This is a genomic window from Amycolatopsis sp. NPDC114503 (assembly GCF_055633655.1).
Map to the genome: position 1 here is coordinate 1,607,126 of NZ_JBVKDT010000001.1, position 14,982 is coordinate 1,622,107.

The window sequence follows — 14,982 nt, forward strand, 5'->3', positions numbered from 1 at the left end:
CGGTGGACCAGTCGCGTCACCTGGTCGTGTCTGGTTTCGAAACCGTGAACAACAGTAGGTAATCTTCCGTAACGGGTGCGGGGAGCCGCCTCCAACCCACGGTTTGCCGGAGGGCTTCGTTGATCAAGCTCATGTTCGCCGACGACGAGGAACTAGTTCGGTCGGGGCTGCGCGCCATGATGTCCGGGGCTTCGGACATCGAGATCGTGGGCGAGGCAAGCGACGGCAGATCGGCGGTCGAGGTCGCCCGTCGCTATCACCCCGACGTCGCGCTGCTCGACATCAAGATGCGCGCCCCTGACGACGGCATTCGCGCGCTTCGGGCCATTCTCGCGCTGCCCGATCCGCCTACCGTCGCCATGCTCACCACCTTCGACATCGACGAGTACGTCAGCCTCGCGCTGCGGCTCGGCGCCAATGGTTTCCTGCTGAAGGACATCGACCCGGCGGCGCTGCTGCGCGCCGTGCGCGACCTGGCCAAGGGCGGGGCTGTCCTCGACCCGGGCGTGGCCGTGCGCATGGTGCAGAGCCACCGCGACGAGCAGCGGGCCGCGCAGCCGGCGCGCAAGCTTCTGGCCTCGCTGTCCGAACGCGAACGCGAGGTCGTCGCGCTGATCGGGCAGGGGCTGTCGAACGCCGAAATCGGCGGGCGGCTGCATCTGTCCGAGGCGACGGTGAAGGGATACGTGTCGGCCGTTCTGTCGAAGATCGGCGCGGCCAACCGGGTGCAGGCCGCGCTCCTGGCCTACCGCGGCGGGCTCCTCGACCAGTAGAACCAGCACATGCTGCTGACCGCGCTCGAGTTCCTCGGGCTGGTGGCGTTCGCGGCGTCCGGGGCGCTGGCCGCGGTCCGGGCGCGGCTGGACGTGTTCGGGGTCGTCGTGGTCGGACTGACCACGGCGCTCGGCGGCGGCATCATCCGCGACGTGCTCCTCGGCATCCATCCGCCGACGTCTCTGCGCAACTGGCCGTACCTGGCTGTCTGCGCGGCGACGGCCCTGATCGTGTTCGCTTTCCATCCGCAGGTCGCCCGGCTGCGGCACGCGGTGCTGCTCGCGGACGCGGTCGGGCTCGGCGTGTTCGCCACGGCCGGGACGACGCTGGCGCTCAACGCGGGTGCGACCGGGTACGCCGCGTGCCTGATCGGCATGACCAGCGCCATCGGCGGCGGGGCGCTCCGCGACCTGCTGCTGCGGGAGATTCCCCTCGTGCTGCGCAAGGAGATCTACGCGATGGCCGCGCTCACCGGCGCGGTGTGCGTCTGGGCGGGGCACTCGCTCGACCTCCCGGCCGGTGCGGTCACGACCTTCTCCGCGGTGGTCGTGGTCGCGATCCGAGTGCTCACGCTCTGGCGACACTGGAACGCTCCGGTCGCGCGGCCGCCGGAGGAGCGGTCGTTGTGAGGTCAGCTGCAGATGTGGATGTGCTTCCCTCCGACGCAGGTGCGCACGTGCGGGTGCGGAATGTGCGGTACGTGCACGCTGCCGCCCGAGCCCTCTGGCAGGGGTGAACCGGTGGCGCCGGACCCGGTTCCGGTGTCCCCGGGATCGGCAGAGGGGAGCGAGTACGTCGGCGTCGAGGTGGGTGTGTCCGAGGTCTTGGGCGGTTCGGACGAAGGGGGCGGACTGTAAGCAGGCATCGAAGGCGTCGTGATCGGGACCGTGACGGAGGCGGGCGCGGAAGGTCCGCTGTCCTCGCTGCTGCACGCGTTGCCGATCATCCCGATGACGGCGAGTACACAGATCCCGGCCAGCCAGCCGGGCCCGGACCGTTTCCGGTTGGCCATCAGCGCTCCTCGTTCTCAAGTCCAGCCGAAGGTCGCAACCGGTGCCGCACCTGTTACACGCCGCACTCCGCGGAAATGCTCTTTGTGTGTTCTGCGTGTGTTCTTAGGCGGGTCTCAGCACTCTGCGTAAGACTGGCGACATGCGCATCCTCGTAGTGGACGACGACCGTGCCGTCCGTGAATCGCTCAGGCGGTCTTTGGAGTTCAACGGCTACACCGTGGAGCTCGCGAGCGATGGTGCGCAGGCCTTGGAGACGATCCTCGCCAACCGTCCGGACGCGATGGTTCTCGACGTCATGATGCCGCGCCTCGACGGGCTCGAAGTGGCCCGCCGGCTCCGCAGCACCGGCGATGACCTGCCGATTCTCGTCCTGACCGCGCGCGACACCGTCTCCGACCGGGTCTCCGGCCTCGACGCCGGCGCCGACGACTACCTGCCCAAGCCGTTCGCCCTGGAGGAACTGCTCGCCCGGTTGCGCGCCCTGCTGCGCCGCGCCGCGCCGGAGGGGCAGCAGGGCGAGACGTCGGAGGTGCTGTCGTTCGCCGACCTCACGCTGGACCCGGGCACTCGCGAGGTCCGCCGCGGCGGGCGCGAGATCAGTCTCACCCGCACCGAGTTCGCGCTGCTCGAGCTGTTCCTCTCGTACCCCAAGCACGTGCTGACCCGCGGAAGGATCCTGGAGGAAGTATGGGGTTACGACTTCCCGACGTCGGGCAACGCGCTGGAGGTCTACGTCGGCTATTTGCGCCGCAAGACGGAGGCGGACAGCGAACCGAGGCTGATCCACACGGTCCGTGGGGTGGGGTACGTCCTGCGCGAGACCCCGCCGTGACCGAGCACCCGGCGGGCGAGCAGGCCGCGCCGGCGGGGGAAGAGGTCCCGGACCCGCGGGGCACCCGGTGGAGCACCCGCCGGTTCTCGCTGCGCGGTCGCGTCACGCTGCTGGCCGCCGCGTGCGTGGCGGGTGCGGTGGCGCTCGTTTCCCTGTGCGCGTACCTGGTGGTGCGCAGCAACCTCCTGAGCCAGCTCGACGACAACCTGCTCGCTCGCGCGCAAGCCGCGGCGAACTCGCCGCAGGTGCCGACCGACCAGCTGCGCGAGGTGCCGGGTGCGCTGCTGGCGAGCGCGGACCTGCAGATCGGCCAGCTCAACGGCGTCACCGGCGACCTGATCTATCCGCAGCCGGGCACCCGGCCGCCGGTGGGTCCGGCCGAGATGCGCGTCGCGACCGGCGTGCTGTCCCAGTCGCTGCGCACCGACGCGACCACCGGCATGCGGGTGGTCGCGGTGCCGCTCGGGCACGGGCAGGCGATCGTGCTGGCGCAGTCGATGGCTCCGACGATGCGCGCGCTGAACCAGCTGTCCGTGGTGCTGTTCCTGGTCGGCGGCGCCGGGATCGTGGTCGCGGCGGGCGCGGGCACGGCGGTCGCGCGCGCTGGCTTGCGTCCGGTCGACCGGCTGACCTCGGCCGCGGAACGGGTGGCCGCGACCGGCGACCTGCGTCCGATCCCGGTGAGCGGCGACGACGAACTCGCCCGGCTCACGCACAGTTTCAACATCATGCTCGGCACGGTCGCGGACTCGCAGGGACGGCAACGGCAACTCGTCGCCGACGCCGGGCACGAGCTGCGCACCCCGCTCACTTCCATGCGCACCAACCTGGAACTGCTGCTGTCGGCGAGCCGTCCGGGCGCGCCGTCGCTGCCGGTCGAGGACCGTGCCGACATCGAGGCCGACATCCGCGGCCAGCTTGACGAGCTCACCCAGCTCATCGGCGACCTCGTGGAGTTGGCGCGCCAGGACGAACCTCGCGAGCAGGCCGAACGCGTCGACCTGATGGACGTGGTCGAGCGCGCTCTCGACCGGGCCCGCCGGCGGGCGGGCGAGATCGAGTTCGAGGTCTCGCTGCAGCCGTGGGTGCTCACCGGCGACAACAGCTCGCTCGAACGGGCGGTGCTGAACCTGCTGGACAATGCGGTGAAATTCTCGCCGCAGGGTTCGCGGGTGCGGGTCACGCTGCGTCCGCTCGGCGACGGCACCGCGGTGGTCGAGGTCGCGGACTCCGGTCCCGGCATCGCCGAGGAGGACTTGCCCAAGGTGTTCGACCGTTTTTACCGCTCGTCGGAGGCTCGCACCCTGCCCGGATCCGGCCTCGGGCTGGCGATCGTGCAGCACGCGGCCGAACGCCACGGCGGCACGGTTTACGCCAACCGGGCACCGGAAGGCGGGGCTCTGCTCACGATCCGGCTACCAGGGGCGCCGGTCGCCTGAAATCACTGCCACGCTTGGCGGTCGCCCGGCAGGGGGACGCTCGATCTGCACGTCGCGCACACTCGATGTTGAATCGTGTAGGATTTTGTGCAGTTGATGGTGTGCTTGGGGAGTGGCGGTGCTCGCGCGGCAGCGACAGGCGGTGATCCTCGAGGAGGCACGCCGGACCGGTGCGGTCCGGGTCAGTGACCTCGTCGCGAGGCTCGGCGTTTCCGATATGACGGTCCGCCGCGACCTCGACGTGCTCGCGGGCCGCGGCCTGGTCGAGAAGGTCTACGGCGGCGCGACGTCACTGGTCGGCAAGAGCACCGACGAGCCCGGGTTCGAGGCGAAGTCGGTGCGCCAGCGCGCGCAAAAGGAAGCGATCGCCGAACTGGCCGCCACCCTCGTCAAACCGGGCACCGCGATCGGCCTGTCCGCGGGCACCACCACCTGGACGCTCGCGCACGCGCTCGACGGCATCGAGGGCCTCACCATCGTCACGAACTCGATCCAGGTCGCCGACGTTCTCCGCAGCGCCGCTCAGCCGGACCGCACGGTGGTCCTCACCGGCGGCGTGCGCACTCCGTCGGACGCGCTGGTCGGCCCGGTCGCCGTGCAGAGCCTGCGGACGCTGCACCTCGACCTGGTGTTCCTCGGCGTGCACGGGATGGCGGTGGGGCCCGGGTTCACCACCCCGAACCTCACCGAAAGCGAGACCGACCGCGCGCTGGTGGAAGCCGGACGGCGGCTGGTGGTGCTCGCCGACCACACGAAGTGGGGCACGGTCGGCATTTCCACGATCGCGGACCTGGAAGAAGCGCAGGTCGTGGTGACCGACGACGGATTGGACGACCGCGCGCGGGAAGACCTCGCGGAGCGGGTCGGAGAACTCATGATCGCCGAAACGGCGGAGAACCTCGAGGCAGAAGAAGCGTGAAACGCACTGTGCGGCACCTGGCCGACGGCCGGGAGATCATCTATTTCGACCACACCGACGCCCACGAGCGGCTCGCCGCCGACACCCGGGACCTGCCGCCCGTCGCGGCGGCCTCGGAGATCCGCCGCGACCCGCTGACCGGCGAGTGGGTCGCGATGGCGGCGCACCGGCAGACGCGCACGTACAAGCCGCCCGCCGATCTCTGCCCGCTCTGCCCGACCCGGCCGGGCAAGCCGAGCGAGATCCCCGAAGCCGACTACGACGTGGTCGTGTTCGAGAACCGCTTCCCGTCGTTCTCGCAACAGGCGACCGGCGATCCGTCCACTGTGGACGGCCTGGGTCTGGTGCCGACCGCGCCGGGCCTCGGCCGCTGCGAGGTCGTGTGCTTCACCAGCGACCACGACGGCGCGTTCTCCCGGCTGACTCCGGAACAGGTGCGCCTCGTGGTGGACGCCTGGGCCGACCGCACCGCCGCGCTCGCGCAGACGCCTGGCGTGGAACAGGTCTTCCCGTTCGAGAACCGCGGCGAGGAAATCGGCGTCACGCTCTCGCATCCGCACGGCCAGATCTACGGCTATCCGTTCGTCACGCCGAAGACCGAGCGAATGCTGGCGGTCGCGCGGGAACACGGCGGGTCGGTGCTCGGCGACGTGCTGGCCGCGGAACAGAAATCCGGCGAGCGCGTGATCGCCTCGGGCGAGCACTGGACGGCTTTCGTGCCGCCGGCCGCGCGGTGGCCGGTGCACATCCAGATCGTGCCGCACCGGCAGGCGCCGGACCTCCCGTCGCTCACCGACGCCGAGCGCGACGACTTTTCCCGCGTGTACCTGGACGTGCTGCGCCGGTGCGACGCGCTGTACGACCGGCCGCTGCCCTACATCGCGGGCTGGCACCAGGCACCGGTGCGGCGGGACCGGGAACTGTCGTGGCTCCATTTGGAGCTGTTCTCCGTGCTGCGGGCCAAGGACAAGCTGAAGTACCTGGCCGGATCCGAGTCGGGCATGGCGGTCTGGATCAACGACGCCACGCCGGAACAGATCGCGGAACGGCTTCGCTCGGCGGGCTGACCGGAACTCGCGGCATACTCATCTACGAAACACAGGTTCGACTCAGGAACCTCTCAGGCCCAGCCGCTTAGGTGAGGACATGACCGAGAACGACCCCCACGCGCCCGACTCCGCGGCGGGTCGCCAGGACCCGGGCGCCCAGCCGGGCGCCGAAGGCCAGGCGACTTGGCAGCAGCCCCCGGCTCAGCCGGCGAGCCAACCCCCGTCAGCCGATCCGGCGGGCGGCGCCGCGGGCCAGCCAGCTCCGGGAGCGACCGGCACGCCTGGCACGAGTGCCGCGTACGGTTCGGCCGCTGAGGGCTCGGCGGGGACGTCCGGCTCCGGCACGGCGAGCGGCGACGCTTCCGGAGCGTACGGAGCGCCTGCGGGTCAGTACGGCGGCACAGCGTACGGAGCCGGTGCTGCTCCGACCGGAGGCACGCCGAACCCGTGGTCGGCCCAAGGCGCGGCGTCGCCGGTCGGCGCGCCCCAGGGCGGGCAGTTCCCCGGCGCTCAGCAGCAGCCCGCGGCGGGTCAGCCGTACGGCAGCCAGTACCCCGGCGGGACGTCCACTCCGCCCGCCGGATCCCCGGCTAACCCTTACGGCGCACCGGGAACCGCGGTGTACGGCGTCCCCGCGCAGCGCGAGAAGAAGAGTTCGGCGGGCAAGCTCCTCGCGAGCGTCGCCGCCATCTCGCTCGTGATCGGCGGCGTGGCAGGCGGGACCGTCGGGTACCTCACCGGCGGATCCGGTTCGTCGGTGAGCGCGCTCGACGCGCCGAAACCCGCGCAGCAGACCGGCAACGTGCCCGTCGGCTCGGTCGAATCGGTGGCGCAGAAGCTGTCGCCGAGCGTGGTCGAGCTGCAGGTGTCCGGCCGGACCGCGGCGGGCGAGGGCTCCGGCTTCGTGCTCAGCAGCGACGGCTACATCCTCACCAACAACCACGTCGTCCAGGTCGCCGCGAACGGCGGCCAGATCCAGGCCGTGTTCCAGGACGGCAAGAAGGCCGCGGCGAAGGTCGTCGGCCGGGACCCGACCACGGACATCGCCGTGGTCAAGGTGTCCGGCGTCGGCAACCTCACGCCGGTCGAACTCGGCCGGTCCGACGACCTGCGGGTCGGGCAGCAGGTGGTGGCCATCGGCTCGCCGTACGAGCTGACCGGCACGGTCACCTCGGGCATCGTCAGCTCGCTGCACCGCCCCGTGCAGGCGGGCGGCGACGAGACCGACCAGACCACGGTGATGGACGCGATCCAGACCGACGCGGCGATCAACCCCGGCAACTCGGGCGGTCCGCTGTCGAACATGAGCGGCCAGGTCATCGGCATCAACTCGGCCATCTACAGCCCGAACTCGGGCCGCGGCCAGGGCAGCGGCGGCGAGGGCGGCAACGTCGGCATCGGCTTCGCCATCCCGATCGACCAGGCGCGCCGCACCGCGCAGGACATCATCAAGACCGGGCACGCGACCCAGACGTTCATCGGCGCGAAGGTGACCGACGCGCCCCAGGGCGGCGCCCAGCTCGGCGACATCACGCCGGGCAGCCCGGCGGAGAAGGCGGGCCTGAAGTCCGGCGACGTGGTGACCAAGATCGACGACCGCGTCATCGACAGCGCCAACACCCTCGTCGCCGCGATCCGCACGCGCGCCCCGAACGACCAGACGACCTTCACCCTCGCCGGCGGACGCACGGTGCAGGTCACCCTCGGCGGGCAGGCGGTACCGGCCAACTAGATCGCTCGGCCGCCGTGGCGCGGCCGAGACCAGCCACGGCTCGACCCCCGATCCGCGCTTGGGGCCGAACCTTTGCAGGCCACGCGCGACCGGAGTATCCGTGCCGGTCGCGCGTGGCCGTTTTTAGCGACCAGCGCCCGAAAACCGGCTCGCGCACGAAAACACGAAGAGGCTCTCCGTGCCGCCTCCGACTCGGCACGGAGAGCCTCTCCGCGTGCGGTGAGGTGCCCACGCGCCCGACGTCCCAAACGCCGAATCTGCGGGAAAATTCCGGTACCTGAAGAAAACCCAGGTCAACTACGTGCCCGCGCCCGGATTTTTCGTGCCGTCACATACCGGACCCGGACAATCCGGACGATCGCCGCCACCAGGACCGCGCTCCACACCATCGCGAGCGTCGCCACCAGCCCCAGCCACGCGTTGCCGTCGTGCAGCCCAGGTTTCGGCGGCACGCCATAAGCGCGCCACAGCAGCGGAAACGCCACGAAACCCAGTACCGCGGTCAGCGCCGCGCCGACCTGCACCGGCCCTCGCCACGGCTTCGGCAGGATTCGCGCCAGCAGCAGGCCAACCAGGCCCGCGATCGGGGCGAACACCGCGTCGTTGACGATCGGACCACCGCCGATCCACAGCAACGTCGTGAAGCTGTCCGGCCACGCCGGTGCCGCGTAGTCGAGGAACAGCACGATCCCGTACGCCAGCGCCGCTAATCCGGGCAGCGCCAGCACAATCCGCGCGGTCTTCACTGCACCTCCAGCTTCGTGACCCACTTCGTCTGCAGCACGCCCGGCCGGCTGGGCGCGATCACACGGCACGGATAGCCGTGGTCGAGGTTCAGCACCTCGCCGTTGAGTTCCAGCGCCAGCAAGGTGAGCGGGTCGGCCGTGTGCTCGCCAGGCAGCACGCTGACGCCGTACAGCCCGGTCTTCTCCAGCGACGACACCCGCACGTCGACCCCCGGCGTACTGCCGCGCGCGCGCAGCAGATCCGGGAACGAGATGCCGCGCCACGTCGCCATCTGGCTCCATCCCTCGACGCACGCGATCGGCAAGTCCACAGTGGTCTGCGGCAACGCCCGCAACTCGGCCAGCGTGAACTGCCGCGTCCCCGCTGGCGTCACCACGGACAACCGCCACCCGGGATCCTGCGCGGTCCGTGTCACCTGCGCGGCCACGGCCGTACGGTTGACTGGCAACTTCTGCGAGCCCTTGTCCGATCGCCACGACAACCCGGAGACGTTCCGCAGCGCGGGAACCGTCGCTCCCGCGGTGGCCAGCACGGCGACTCCAGTCGCGATCCCCGTGGTGGTCAGGAATCCTCGCCGCGACAACCCCGGGCCAGGCGGCTCGACCGGCGCACGCTCCCGCGTCAGCGCCCGCCGGATTACCGGGAGCTTCACCGCGACGTGCACGAGGATCGACCCGATCGCCACCCATGCCACCGCGTAGTGCACCTGCGGAAAGTAGAAGTTCCACGGGTAGTTTTGCGCGACGTTCAGCAATCCCGAACTCAGTTCGAAGAACGCCGCCCCGGAGAGGACAAGGATCGACAACCGCTCCACCGCGTGCGGCACCGAACGCACCAGCGGCCGTTCGAAGAGCTTCGGGTAGACGCTCCACAGTTTGGCCAGCAGCAACGGAATCGCCGCGATCCCGGACAGCACGTGTGCGCCCTGCGTCACCCGGTACAGCCAAACCGGCCTGCTGGGCCAGAAGAACCACTCCGGCGGATGCTGGATCAAATGGCTCAACAGTCCGGTCACGAAGCAGATCAGGAACGCGATCCCGAGCAGGCTGCCGACCCGGGCCGTCACGCGCTCGCCGTGCGCGCCGCCCTTGAACTGCTCCGCCTTCGGGACCCGGCGATCGACAGCGCGGGCTCGTTCGCCGATCTTGGCTTGTGCCGCGGTGACTCGAGTGTCGAGCCCGCGCCACGCGGCCGCCAGCCGTCCGCGTTTCACGCGCGTGCCAGCTTCGCGAACCAGCGGTGCCCGCGACTGGTCGTCCACTCGACCCGGAACCCAGTCCGCAGCGCGATTTCCGCGATGGCGTCGACGCCGACCCACGCCCACGTGAACCACCGGCCGTCAGCGGGATCCGGCCGCAGCCGGACGTGATCCCGGCGTACGCCATGGCCGGGTTCCTCCAGCTCGACGAGCACGTCACCGTCGGGCGTGAGCAACTCGCGCACTCGCCGCAGCAGCGCATCGGGATCACCGCCGATCCCGATGTTGCCGTCGGCCAGCAACACGTGGTTCCACCGCCCTTCGCCGGGTAAGCGGGCGAAAACGTTGCGCTGCAACGCAGTTGCCCCACGCCGCCGCGTCAGCCGCACGGCGATCGGCGAACTGTCCACGCCAAGGGTCACCACGCCTCGGCGCGTCAGCGCGGCAGTGAGGCGGCCAGGCCCGCAACCGACGTCGAGCGTCGGCCCCTCGCACGCGTCGAGCAAGACGGCGTCGCCCGCGCCGCAACCGTCCGCCCAACGACCGACCGGAAGCTCGATGCGGCCACCGTTCGCCAGCTCCAGCCAGCAGTGGTGGCCAAGAAGCCCGCGGTCGAATTCCCGGCCAGTCGCGAGTTTCATGCCAAAGCTCCCACCGCGTCGACCGCAGCCGCGAACCTGCTGTCGGGCCGGATCGAGGCCACTTGCACCGCGTCCTCCATAGTGTCCACATCGGACAACGTCGGCAGCTCGCCTACGCTGAGCCCTGCACTCGCCAACGCCGCGCGGGTGCGAAACCCGGTGTCCGGACGTGACATTGGAACTCCGGCGAGCACTTGAGCCTGCCGTGGGTCAGCAAGCCCAAGCCCCCACCAACCGCCGTCTTCAGCGTCGCCCAGCACCGCGCGGCTGGCTCCGGCGACGACCGGTTCGATCGCCGCTGCGAACAACGCTGGCGAGACCTGCGGCGTGTCCATGCCGATCTGCAGCACGGGCAAACCAGCATGCACCGCAGCGGTGTCGGAGTGGGCGTTGGCCAGCCGGGTGCCGAAATCCCAGCCCCGCTGCGCGATCACAGTCGCCTTCCGCAACGCGCGACCGATCTCGGTGCCCCGCGCTGCCGCGGCGAGGTCGCCCGTCATCGCCACCACGGTGATCGCACCGTCAGTGGCGAACGCGGCGTCCAACGTGTCCAGCAGCGCGGACGCGGCGATCTCCGCGGCCTGTTCTGCCGTCGCGGGCGGACACAACCGAGTCTTCGCGAACCCTGGCACCGGGGCTTTCGCGACCACAAGCAGGCAGAACGTCATCGGACCAACACCCGCCCGAAGTCCCGCACGGCCCGCAGCGTGCCGCGCACCGAACCGGACACCTTCGATTTCGTGCCCCGCGCCCGTTCCCGGTAAGTGACGTCGAACTCCTGGACCACCCAGCCCGCTCGCTGAGCCTTCACCAGCAGCTCAAGCGGATAGCCGAACGCCCGATCGGCCACGCCGAGGGCCAGCAGCTCCCGGCGGCGCACCGCCCGCAGCGGCGCGATGTCCCGCACTGGCAGCCCATGCGACCGCAAAAGCAGGGAGAGGACGGTATTCCCTGCTCTGGCATGCCAAGGCCAAGCCGCCCGGGATACCGGCACCCGCCGTCCGACCGCGAGATCAGCGCCCTCCGCGACCGCGGCGACGAGCTGCGGCAGCTCGGCCAGATCGAGCGACCCGTCGGCATCCGCGAAACAGACGATGTCAGCGGTCGAGTTCTCCAGCCCGGTATGGACGGCGGCGCCGTAACCGCGTCGCGGCTCGTCGACGACTTTCGCACCGTGCGCGGCCGCGATGCCGGGAGAACCGTCACGCGATCCGTTGTCCACGACAATCGCGCGATACCCCGGCGGCAGGTCGGCGAGCACGCCGGGCAGCGCGGCCGCCTCGTCGAGGCAGGGGAGGACGACGTCCACTCCGAATTCGTTCACGAGGCGTACGGTAGGTCTGGAAAGGACAGTGCAGAACCCTTGCTGTGCTTACCAAATACTGACGTTCGGCAAGATCTTACCGAGTTCTCACGGATCCGCGGGAAACCTGCCGGACGGCCGCCGACGGGGTTATCGTGACCGGCGATGAGCGAGTCGACGAAGGCTGCCCGGCTCGCCGAGCCGCCGCCCCCGGTTCCCGTCCGTCCCCGGTTCCGCGCTGATCTCGTGACGGTCGGCGTCACCCTCGTGGTGATCGCCGCCGCGACCGCCGTCGGCGTGTACTACAACCGGCCAGGCTCGGGCGTGGTGATCTACGCGTTCGCGCCGCCGCTGTTCGCGCATTGGCTGCCGCACGTCGGCCCCGGCTCGGTCTTCGCCGTCCTGATCGCCGCCGGTGTCGTCCTGTACGGCCCGGCCCTGGCCGCCCGGCTGCGATGGCGACGCGCTCTGGCCGCCGGCTACCTGGCGTCCCTCGCCTGGATCTTCTCGCTCGCCATGGTGGACGGCTGGACCCGCGGCTTCACCGGCCGGCTCACCACTCCGCAGGAGTACCTGCACGAGGTCCCGGGCATCGCGGACATTCCGCGATTCCTCCGCGAATTCTCCTCGCGCATCCTCGATTTCCAGCCGAACTCGTGGACCACCCACGTGTCCGGCCACCCGCCAGGCGCCACGCTCGTCTTCGTCTGGCTCGACCGGCTCGGCCTCCGCGGCGGTGCCTGGGCGTCGACCGCTGTGGTGCTGGTGGCGGCACTGATCGCGGTCGCGGTACCAGCGACGATCGCCCTGCTAGGCCGTCCCGACGCAGCCCGCGCGGCGTTGCCGTTCGCCGTGCTCAGCCCAGGCGCGGTCTGGCTGGGCGTGTCCGCGGACGGTCTCTTCGCCGGCGTGACCGCCACCGGCATCGCACTGCTCGCCCTCGCATCGGTGGGCTTCCGAGAGCACCGTGGTTATGCCTGGCCCACCGCGTTGGCCGCCGGGATTCTCATCGGATTCGGCATCTTCCTCTCCTACGGCCTGGTCCTGCTCGGCTTGGTCGCGCTGGCCGTCGCCGTGCTCGGCCGACAATGGCGGGCCGCGGCAGCCGCTGTCCTCGGCGCGCTGGCCGTGGTCGCTGTGTTCGCGCTCGCCGGTTTCTGGTGGTTCGACGGCTACCACCTCGTCGTCGAGCGCTACTACCAGGGCGTTGCGGTGGTGCGCCCGTATTCCTACTGGGTGTGGGCCGACCTGGCCGCGGTCGCGGTCGCGAGCGGGCCCGCTGTGGTCGCGGCCGCCCGCCGCGGGGTGGCTTCGGCGGTCTTCTTGCCGTCTCGCAAGACGGTCCTGCGCGATCCGATTCTGCTGATCGTGCTCGCGGCCGTGCTCACGATCGTGTTCGCCGATTCGTCCGGCCTGTCGAAGGCTGAGGTAGAACGGATCTGGCTACCGTTCGGCGCGTGGCTGATCCCGGCCACGGCGCTGCTTCCGGCGGGCCACCGCCGCTGGTGGCTGGCCGGACAGGCGGTGGTCGCGCTCGCGGTCAACCACCTGCTGCTGACGAACTGGTGAGGTGAGGCATGGAAGACCAAGCGGGTCGCGTGCTCGTGGTCGACGACGACGAGACCGTGCGCGACGTCGTCCGCCGCTACCTCGAAACCGCCGGCTTCACCGTCGACCTGGCAGGCGACGGCACGGCGGCGCTCGCCCGGTTCGCCGAGCGCGTGCCGGACCTAGTGGTGCTCGACGTGATGATGCCCGGCCTCAACGGCCTGGAGGTGTGCCGGCGGCTGCGACAGACGAGCCAGGTGCCGATCGTCATGCTCACCGCTCTCGGCGAGGAGGAAAACCGCATCGCCGGGCTGCAGCTGGGGGCCGACGATTACGTCACCAAACCGTTCAGCCCCAAGGAACTCACGCTGCGCGTGGCGTCCGTGCTGCGACGGGCTCGGATGCCACGGCCCGAGCCGCCGACGGCGGAGCTGGCAGACGGCAACCTCCGGCTCCAGATGACCGCCCGCCAGGCGACGCTCGACGGCGCGGTGCTGCCGCTGACCACGCGCGAGTTCGATCTCCTCGCGTTCTTCCTCTCCCACCCCGGCGTCGCGTTCAGCCGGGCTGACCTGCTGGAGAAGGTGTGGGGCTGGGACTTCGGCGACCAGTCCACGGTGACCGTCCACGTGCGACGGCTGCGCGAGAAAATCGAACGTGACCCGGCCAAGCCGATCCGCGTCGCGACGGTGTGGGGCGTCGGCTACCGCTACGACCGGACACAGCCATGATCGGCTCGGGCGAGTCGGCGTGGGACATGTTCGTCCACGTCCTGCACATTCTTCCGCTCGCCTTGCTGTTCGCCTTGCCCGTGGCGGCGCTGGGCGGGCTAGCGCTTTACCTTGTGCGGCACCGATCTCTGGCCACCACGATGACCACCCTCGTGCTGACTCCGATCGCCGCGATGCTGGTCGGAATCCTCGGCGTGAGCGGCTTCATGTTCACCGAGGCGCTGACCACCGAACTGCTCGTATGCCTGCTCGTGGCACTGGTGGCGGTGCCCGCGGCAATGGTGCTGGGCCGGGTCATCGCGCGGCGCAGTGTGTGGGAACGCGAGGCGCGAGAACGCGAACGCGCGGCAGAGAAGTCGCGTCGCGAACTGGTCGCGTGGATCAGCCACGACCTTCGCAGTCCGCTGGCCGGGATCCAGGCGATGGCGGAGGCGCTGGCCGACGGCGTGGTTTCGGAACGCGCCGAGGTGGCCGATTACGCCCAGCGCATCAGCGGCGAGACCACCCGCCTGTCCGGCATGGTCGGTGACTTGTTCGAGCTGTCCCGGATCACTGCGGGAGCGCTCGAACTGAGCATGTCGGCGGTCCCGCTGCGCGACGTGGTGAGCGACGCGGTCGCCGCGCAAGCACCGGTGGCTGACCGAAAACGCGTGCGGGTGCTGGAAAACGCGTCGGCGTGGCCGGTGGTGTCCGGCAGCGATCCGGAGCTGGCGCGGATCGTGCGGAACCTCGTGTCCAACGCCATCCGACACACTCCGCCGGACGGCACGGTCGCCGTGCAGATCGGCATCGACGGCGACCAGGCGCTGCTGGCCGTGGACGACGGCTGCGGCGGAATTCCGGACGACGAGATCAGCCGGGTCTTCGACGTCGCCTTCCGCGGCACACAAGCCCGTACCCCCGACCGCAGCGGCACCACCAGCGGCGGCGGGCTGGGCCTGGCGATCGCGAAGGGCCTGGTAGAGGCACACCGAGGACGGATCGGCGTGCAGAACCACGGCCCAGGATGCCGCTTCGAGGTGCGGTTGCCGCTGGCGGCGTCCTGAACTGTCTGTT

16 protein-coding genes are annotated in these 14,982 nt (G+C 70.4%); 10 read left to right on the forward strand and 6 right to left on the reverse strand.

From position 1 onward, the window contains the following. Window positions 1–119 precede the first annotated feature (119 nt). Window positions 120–773 (forward strand): response regulator, encoded by a 654-nt coding sequence (locus ACZ7OI_RS07925; protein WP_009083595.1) that lies wholly within the window; start codon window positions 120–122, stop codon window positions 771–773. 9 nt (window positions 774–782) lie between these two features. Beyond that, window positions 783–1,403, forward strand: coding sequence for a trimeric intracellular cation channel family protein (locus ACZ7OI_RS07930; RefSeq protein ID WP_470263358.1), 621 nt, complete (start codon window positions 783–785; stop codon window positions 1,401–1,403). 2 nt (window positions 1,404–1,405) lie between these two features. On the opposite strand, the gene ACZ7OI_RS07935 is transcribed toward ACZ7OI_RS07930, so the two are convergent. Continuing rightward, complete coding sequence (locus ACZ7OI_RS07935) at window positions 1,406–1,786, reverse strand: hypothetical protein (RefSeq protein ID WP_470263359.1); 381 nt, start codon at window positions 1,784–1,786, stop codon at window positions 1,406–1,408. A 140-nt stretch (window positions 1,787–1,926) separates the two neighbouring features. Here ACZ7OI_RS07935 and ACZ7OI_RS07940 point away from each other — a divergent pair, with 140 nt between their 5' ends. The 5 genes from ACZ7OI_RS07940 to ACZ7OI_RS07960 all read left to right on the forward strand — a co-directional run bounded on the left by ACZ7OI_RS07940 (window position 1,927) and on the right by ACZ7OI_RS07960 (window position 7,758). Further along, window positions 1,927–2,619, forward strand: a complete 693-nt coding sequence (locus tag ACZ7OI_RS07940) for a response regulator transcription factor (RefSeq protein ID WP_470263360.1) — start codon at window positions 1,927–1,929, stop codon at window positions 2,617–2,619. After that, complete coding sequence (locus ACZ7OI_RS07945; RefSeq protein ID WP_470263361.1) at window positions 2,616–4,058, forward strand: sensor histidine kinase; 1,443 nt, start codon at window positions 2,616–2,618, stop codon at window positions 4,056–4,058. The genes ACZ7OI_RS07940 and ACZ7OI_RS07945 overlap by 4 nt, the downstream gene beginning before the upstream one ends. A gap of 118 nt (window positions 4,059–4,176) precedes the next feature. Next, window positions 4,177–4,977: a DeoR/GlpR family DNA-binding transcription regulator gene (locus ACZ7OI_RS07950; protein WP_344281251.1), complete on the forward strand. Its 801-nt coding sequence runs from the start codon at window positions 4,177–4,179 to the stop codon at window positions 4,975–4,977. Continuing rightward, entirely contained in the window at window positions 4,974–6,044 is a 1,071-nt protein-coding gene (gene galT / locus ACZ7OI_RS07955; RefSeq protein ID WP_470263362.1) for a galactose-1-phosphate uridylyltransferase, read from the forward strand. The genes ACZ7OI_RS07950 and galT overlap by 4 nt, the downstream gene beginning before the upstream one ends. A 79-nt stretch (window positions 6,045–6,123) precedes the next feature. Next, window positions 6,124–7,758 carry a S1C family serine protease gene (locus ACZ7OI_RS07960; protein ID WP_470263363.1) on the forward strand — a complete coding sequence of 545 codons (1,635 nt, stop codon included), beginning with the start codon at window positions 6,124–6,126 and terminating at the stop codon, window positions 7,756–7,758. 293 nt (window positions 7,759–8,051) lie between these two features. Here ACZ7OI_RS07960 and ACZ7OI_RS07965 read toward each other — a convergent pair whose 3' ends face one another. The 5 genes from ACZ7OI_RS07965 to ACZ7OI_RS07985 form a co-directional block, all read right to left on the reverse strand. Continuing rightward, window positions 8,052–8,504 carry a hypothetical protein gene (locus ACZ7OI_RS07965; protein WP_470263364.1) on the reverse strand — a complete coding sequence of 151 codons (453 nt, stop codon included), beginning with the start codon at window positions 8,502–8,504 and terminating at the stop codon, window positions 8,052–8,054. Beyond that, window positions 8,501–9,571, reverse strand: a complete 1,071-nt coding sequence (locus ACZ7OI_RS07970) for a molybdopterin-dependent oxidoreductase (protein ID WP_470263467.1) — start codon at window positions 9,569–9,571, stop codon at window positions 8,501–8,503. Before ACZ7OI_RS07970 ends, ACZ7OI_RS07965 begins: the two co-directional genes overlap by 4 nt. A 143-nt stretch (window positions 9,572–9,714) precedes the next feature. Further along, window positions 9,715–10,344 (reverse strand): methyltransferase domain-containing protein, encoded by a 630-nt coding sequence (locus tag ACZ7OI_RS07975; RefSeq protein ID WP_470263365.1) that lies wholly within the window; start codon window positions 10,342–10,344, stop codon window positions 9,715–9,717. Then, window positions 10,341–11,012, reverse strand: a complete 672-nt coding sequence (locus tag ACZ7OI_RS07980; RefSeq protein WP_470263366.1) for a TIGR04282 family arsenosugar biosynthesis glycosyltransferase — start codon at window positions 11,010–11,012, stop codon at window positions 10,341–10,343. Before ACZ7OI_RS07980 ends, ACZ7OI_RS07975 begins: the two co-directional genes overlap by 4 nt. Beyond that, window positions 11,009–11,653 carry a glycosyltransferase family 2 protein gene (locus ACZ7OI_RS07985; RefSeq protein ID WP_470263468.1) on the reverse strand — a complete coding sequence of 215 codons (645 nt, stop codon included), beginning with the start codon at window positions 11,651–11,653 and terminating at the stop codon, window positions 11,009–11,011. The genes ACZ7OI_RS07980 and ACZ7OI_RS07985 overlap by 4 nt, the downstream gene beginning before the upstream one ends. A 159-nt stretch (window positions 11,654–11,812) precedes the next feature. Here ACZ7OI_RS07985 and ACZ7OI_RS07990 point away from each other — a divergent pair, with 159 nt between their 5' ends. Genes ACZ7OI_RS07990 through ACZ7OI_RS08000 form a run of 3 tightly spaced genes read left to right on the forward strand, consistent with a single transcriptional unit; the run spans window position 11,813 to window position 14,972 of the window. After that, window positions 11,813–13,216 (forward strand): hypothetical protein, encoded by a 1,404-nt coding sequence (locus ACZ7OI_RS07990; protein ID WP_470263367.1) that lies wholly within the window; start codon window positions 11,813–11,815, stop codon window positions 13,214–13,216. A gap of 8 nt (window positions 13,217–13,224) precedes the next feature. Then, the gene (locus ACZ7OI_RS07995) at window positions 13,225–13,926 is read left to right on the forward strand and encodes a response regulator transcription factor (protein WP_470263368.1); all 702 of its coding nucleotides are present in this window, start codon (window positions 13,225–13,227) and stop codon (window positions 13,924–13,926) included. Then, window positions 13,923–14,972 (forward strand): sensor histidine kinase, encoded by a 1,050-nt coding sequence (locus tag ACZ7OI_RS08000; RefSeq protein ID WP_470263369.1) that lies wholly within the window; start codon window positions 13,923–13,925, stop codon window positions 14,970–14,972. The genes ACZ7OI_RS07995 and ACZ7OI_RS08000 overlap by 4 nt, the downstream gene beginning before the upstream one ends. Window positions 14,973–14,982: the final 10 nt, after the last annotated feature.

What these genes read in the sequence shown, in the direction of transcription:
- ACZ7OI_RS07980 (WP_470263366.1), bottom strand. Translation starts at nt 11,012, where the DNA reads ATGACGTTCTGCCTGCTTGTGGTCGCGAAAGCCCCGGTGCCAGGGTTC.
- ACZ7OI_RS07930 (WP_470263358.1), top strand. Translation starts at nt 783, where the DNA reads ATGCTGCTGACCGCGCTCGAGTTCCTCGGGCTGGTGGCGTTCGCGGCG.
- ACZ7OI_RS08000 (WP_470263369.1), top strand. Translation starts at nt 13,923, where the DNA reads ATGATCGGCTCGGGCGAGTCGGCGTGGGACATGTTCGTCCACGTCCTG.
- ACZ7OI_RS07960 (WP_470263363.1), top strand. Translation starts at nt 6,124, where the DNA reads ATGACCGAGAACGACCCCCACGCGCCCGACTCCGCGGCGGGTCGCCAG.
- ACZ7OI_RS07935 (WP_470263359.1), bottom strand. Translation starts at nt 1,786, where the DNA reads ATGGCCAACCGGAAACGGTCCGGGCCCGGCTGGCTGGCCGGGATCTGT.
- ACZ7OI_RS07990 (WP_470263367.1), top strand. Translation starts at nt 11,813, where the DNA reads ATGAGCGAGTCGACGAAGGCTGCCCGGCTCGCCGAGCCGCCGCCCCCG.
- ACZ7OI_RS07940 (WP_470263360.1), top strand. Translation starts at nt 1,927, where the DNA reads ATGCGCATCCTCGTAGTGGACGACGACCGTGCCGTCCGTGAATCGCTC.
- ACZ7OI_RS07995 (WP_470263368.1), top strand. Translation starts at nt 13,225, where the DNA reads ATGGAAGACCAAGCGGGTCGCGTGCTCGTGGTCGACGACGACGAGACC.
- ACZ7OI_RS07975 (WP_470263365.1), bottom strand. Translation starts at nt 10,344, where the DNA reads ATGAAACTCGCGACTGGCCGGGAATTCGACCGCGGGCTTCTTGGCCAC.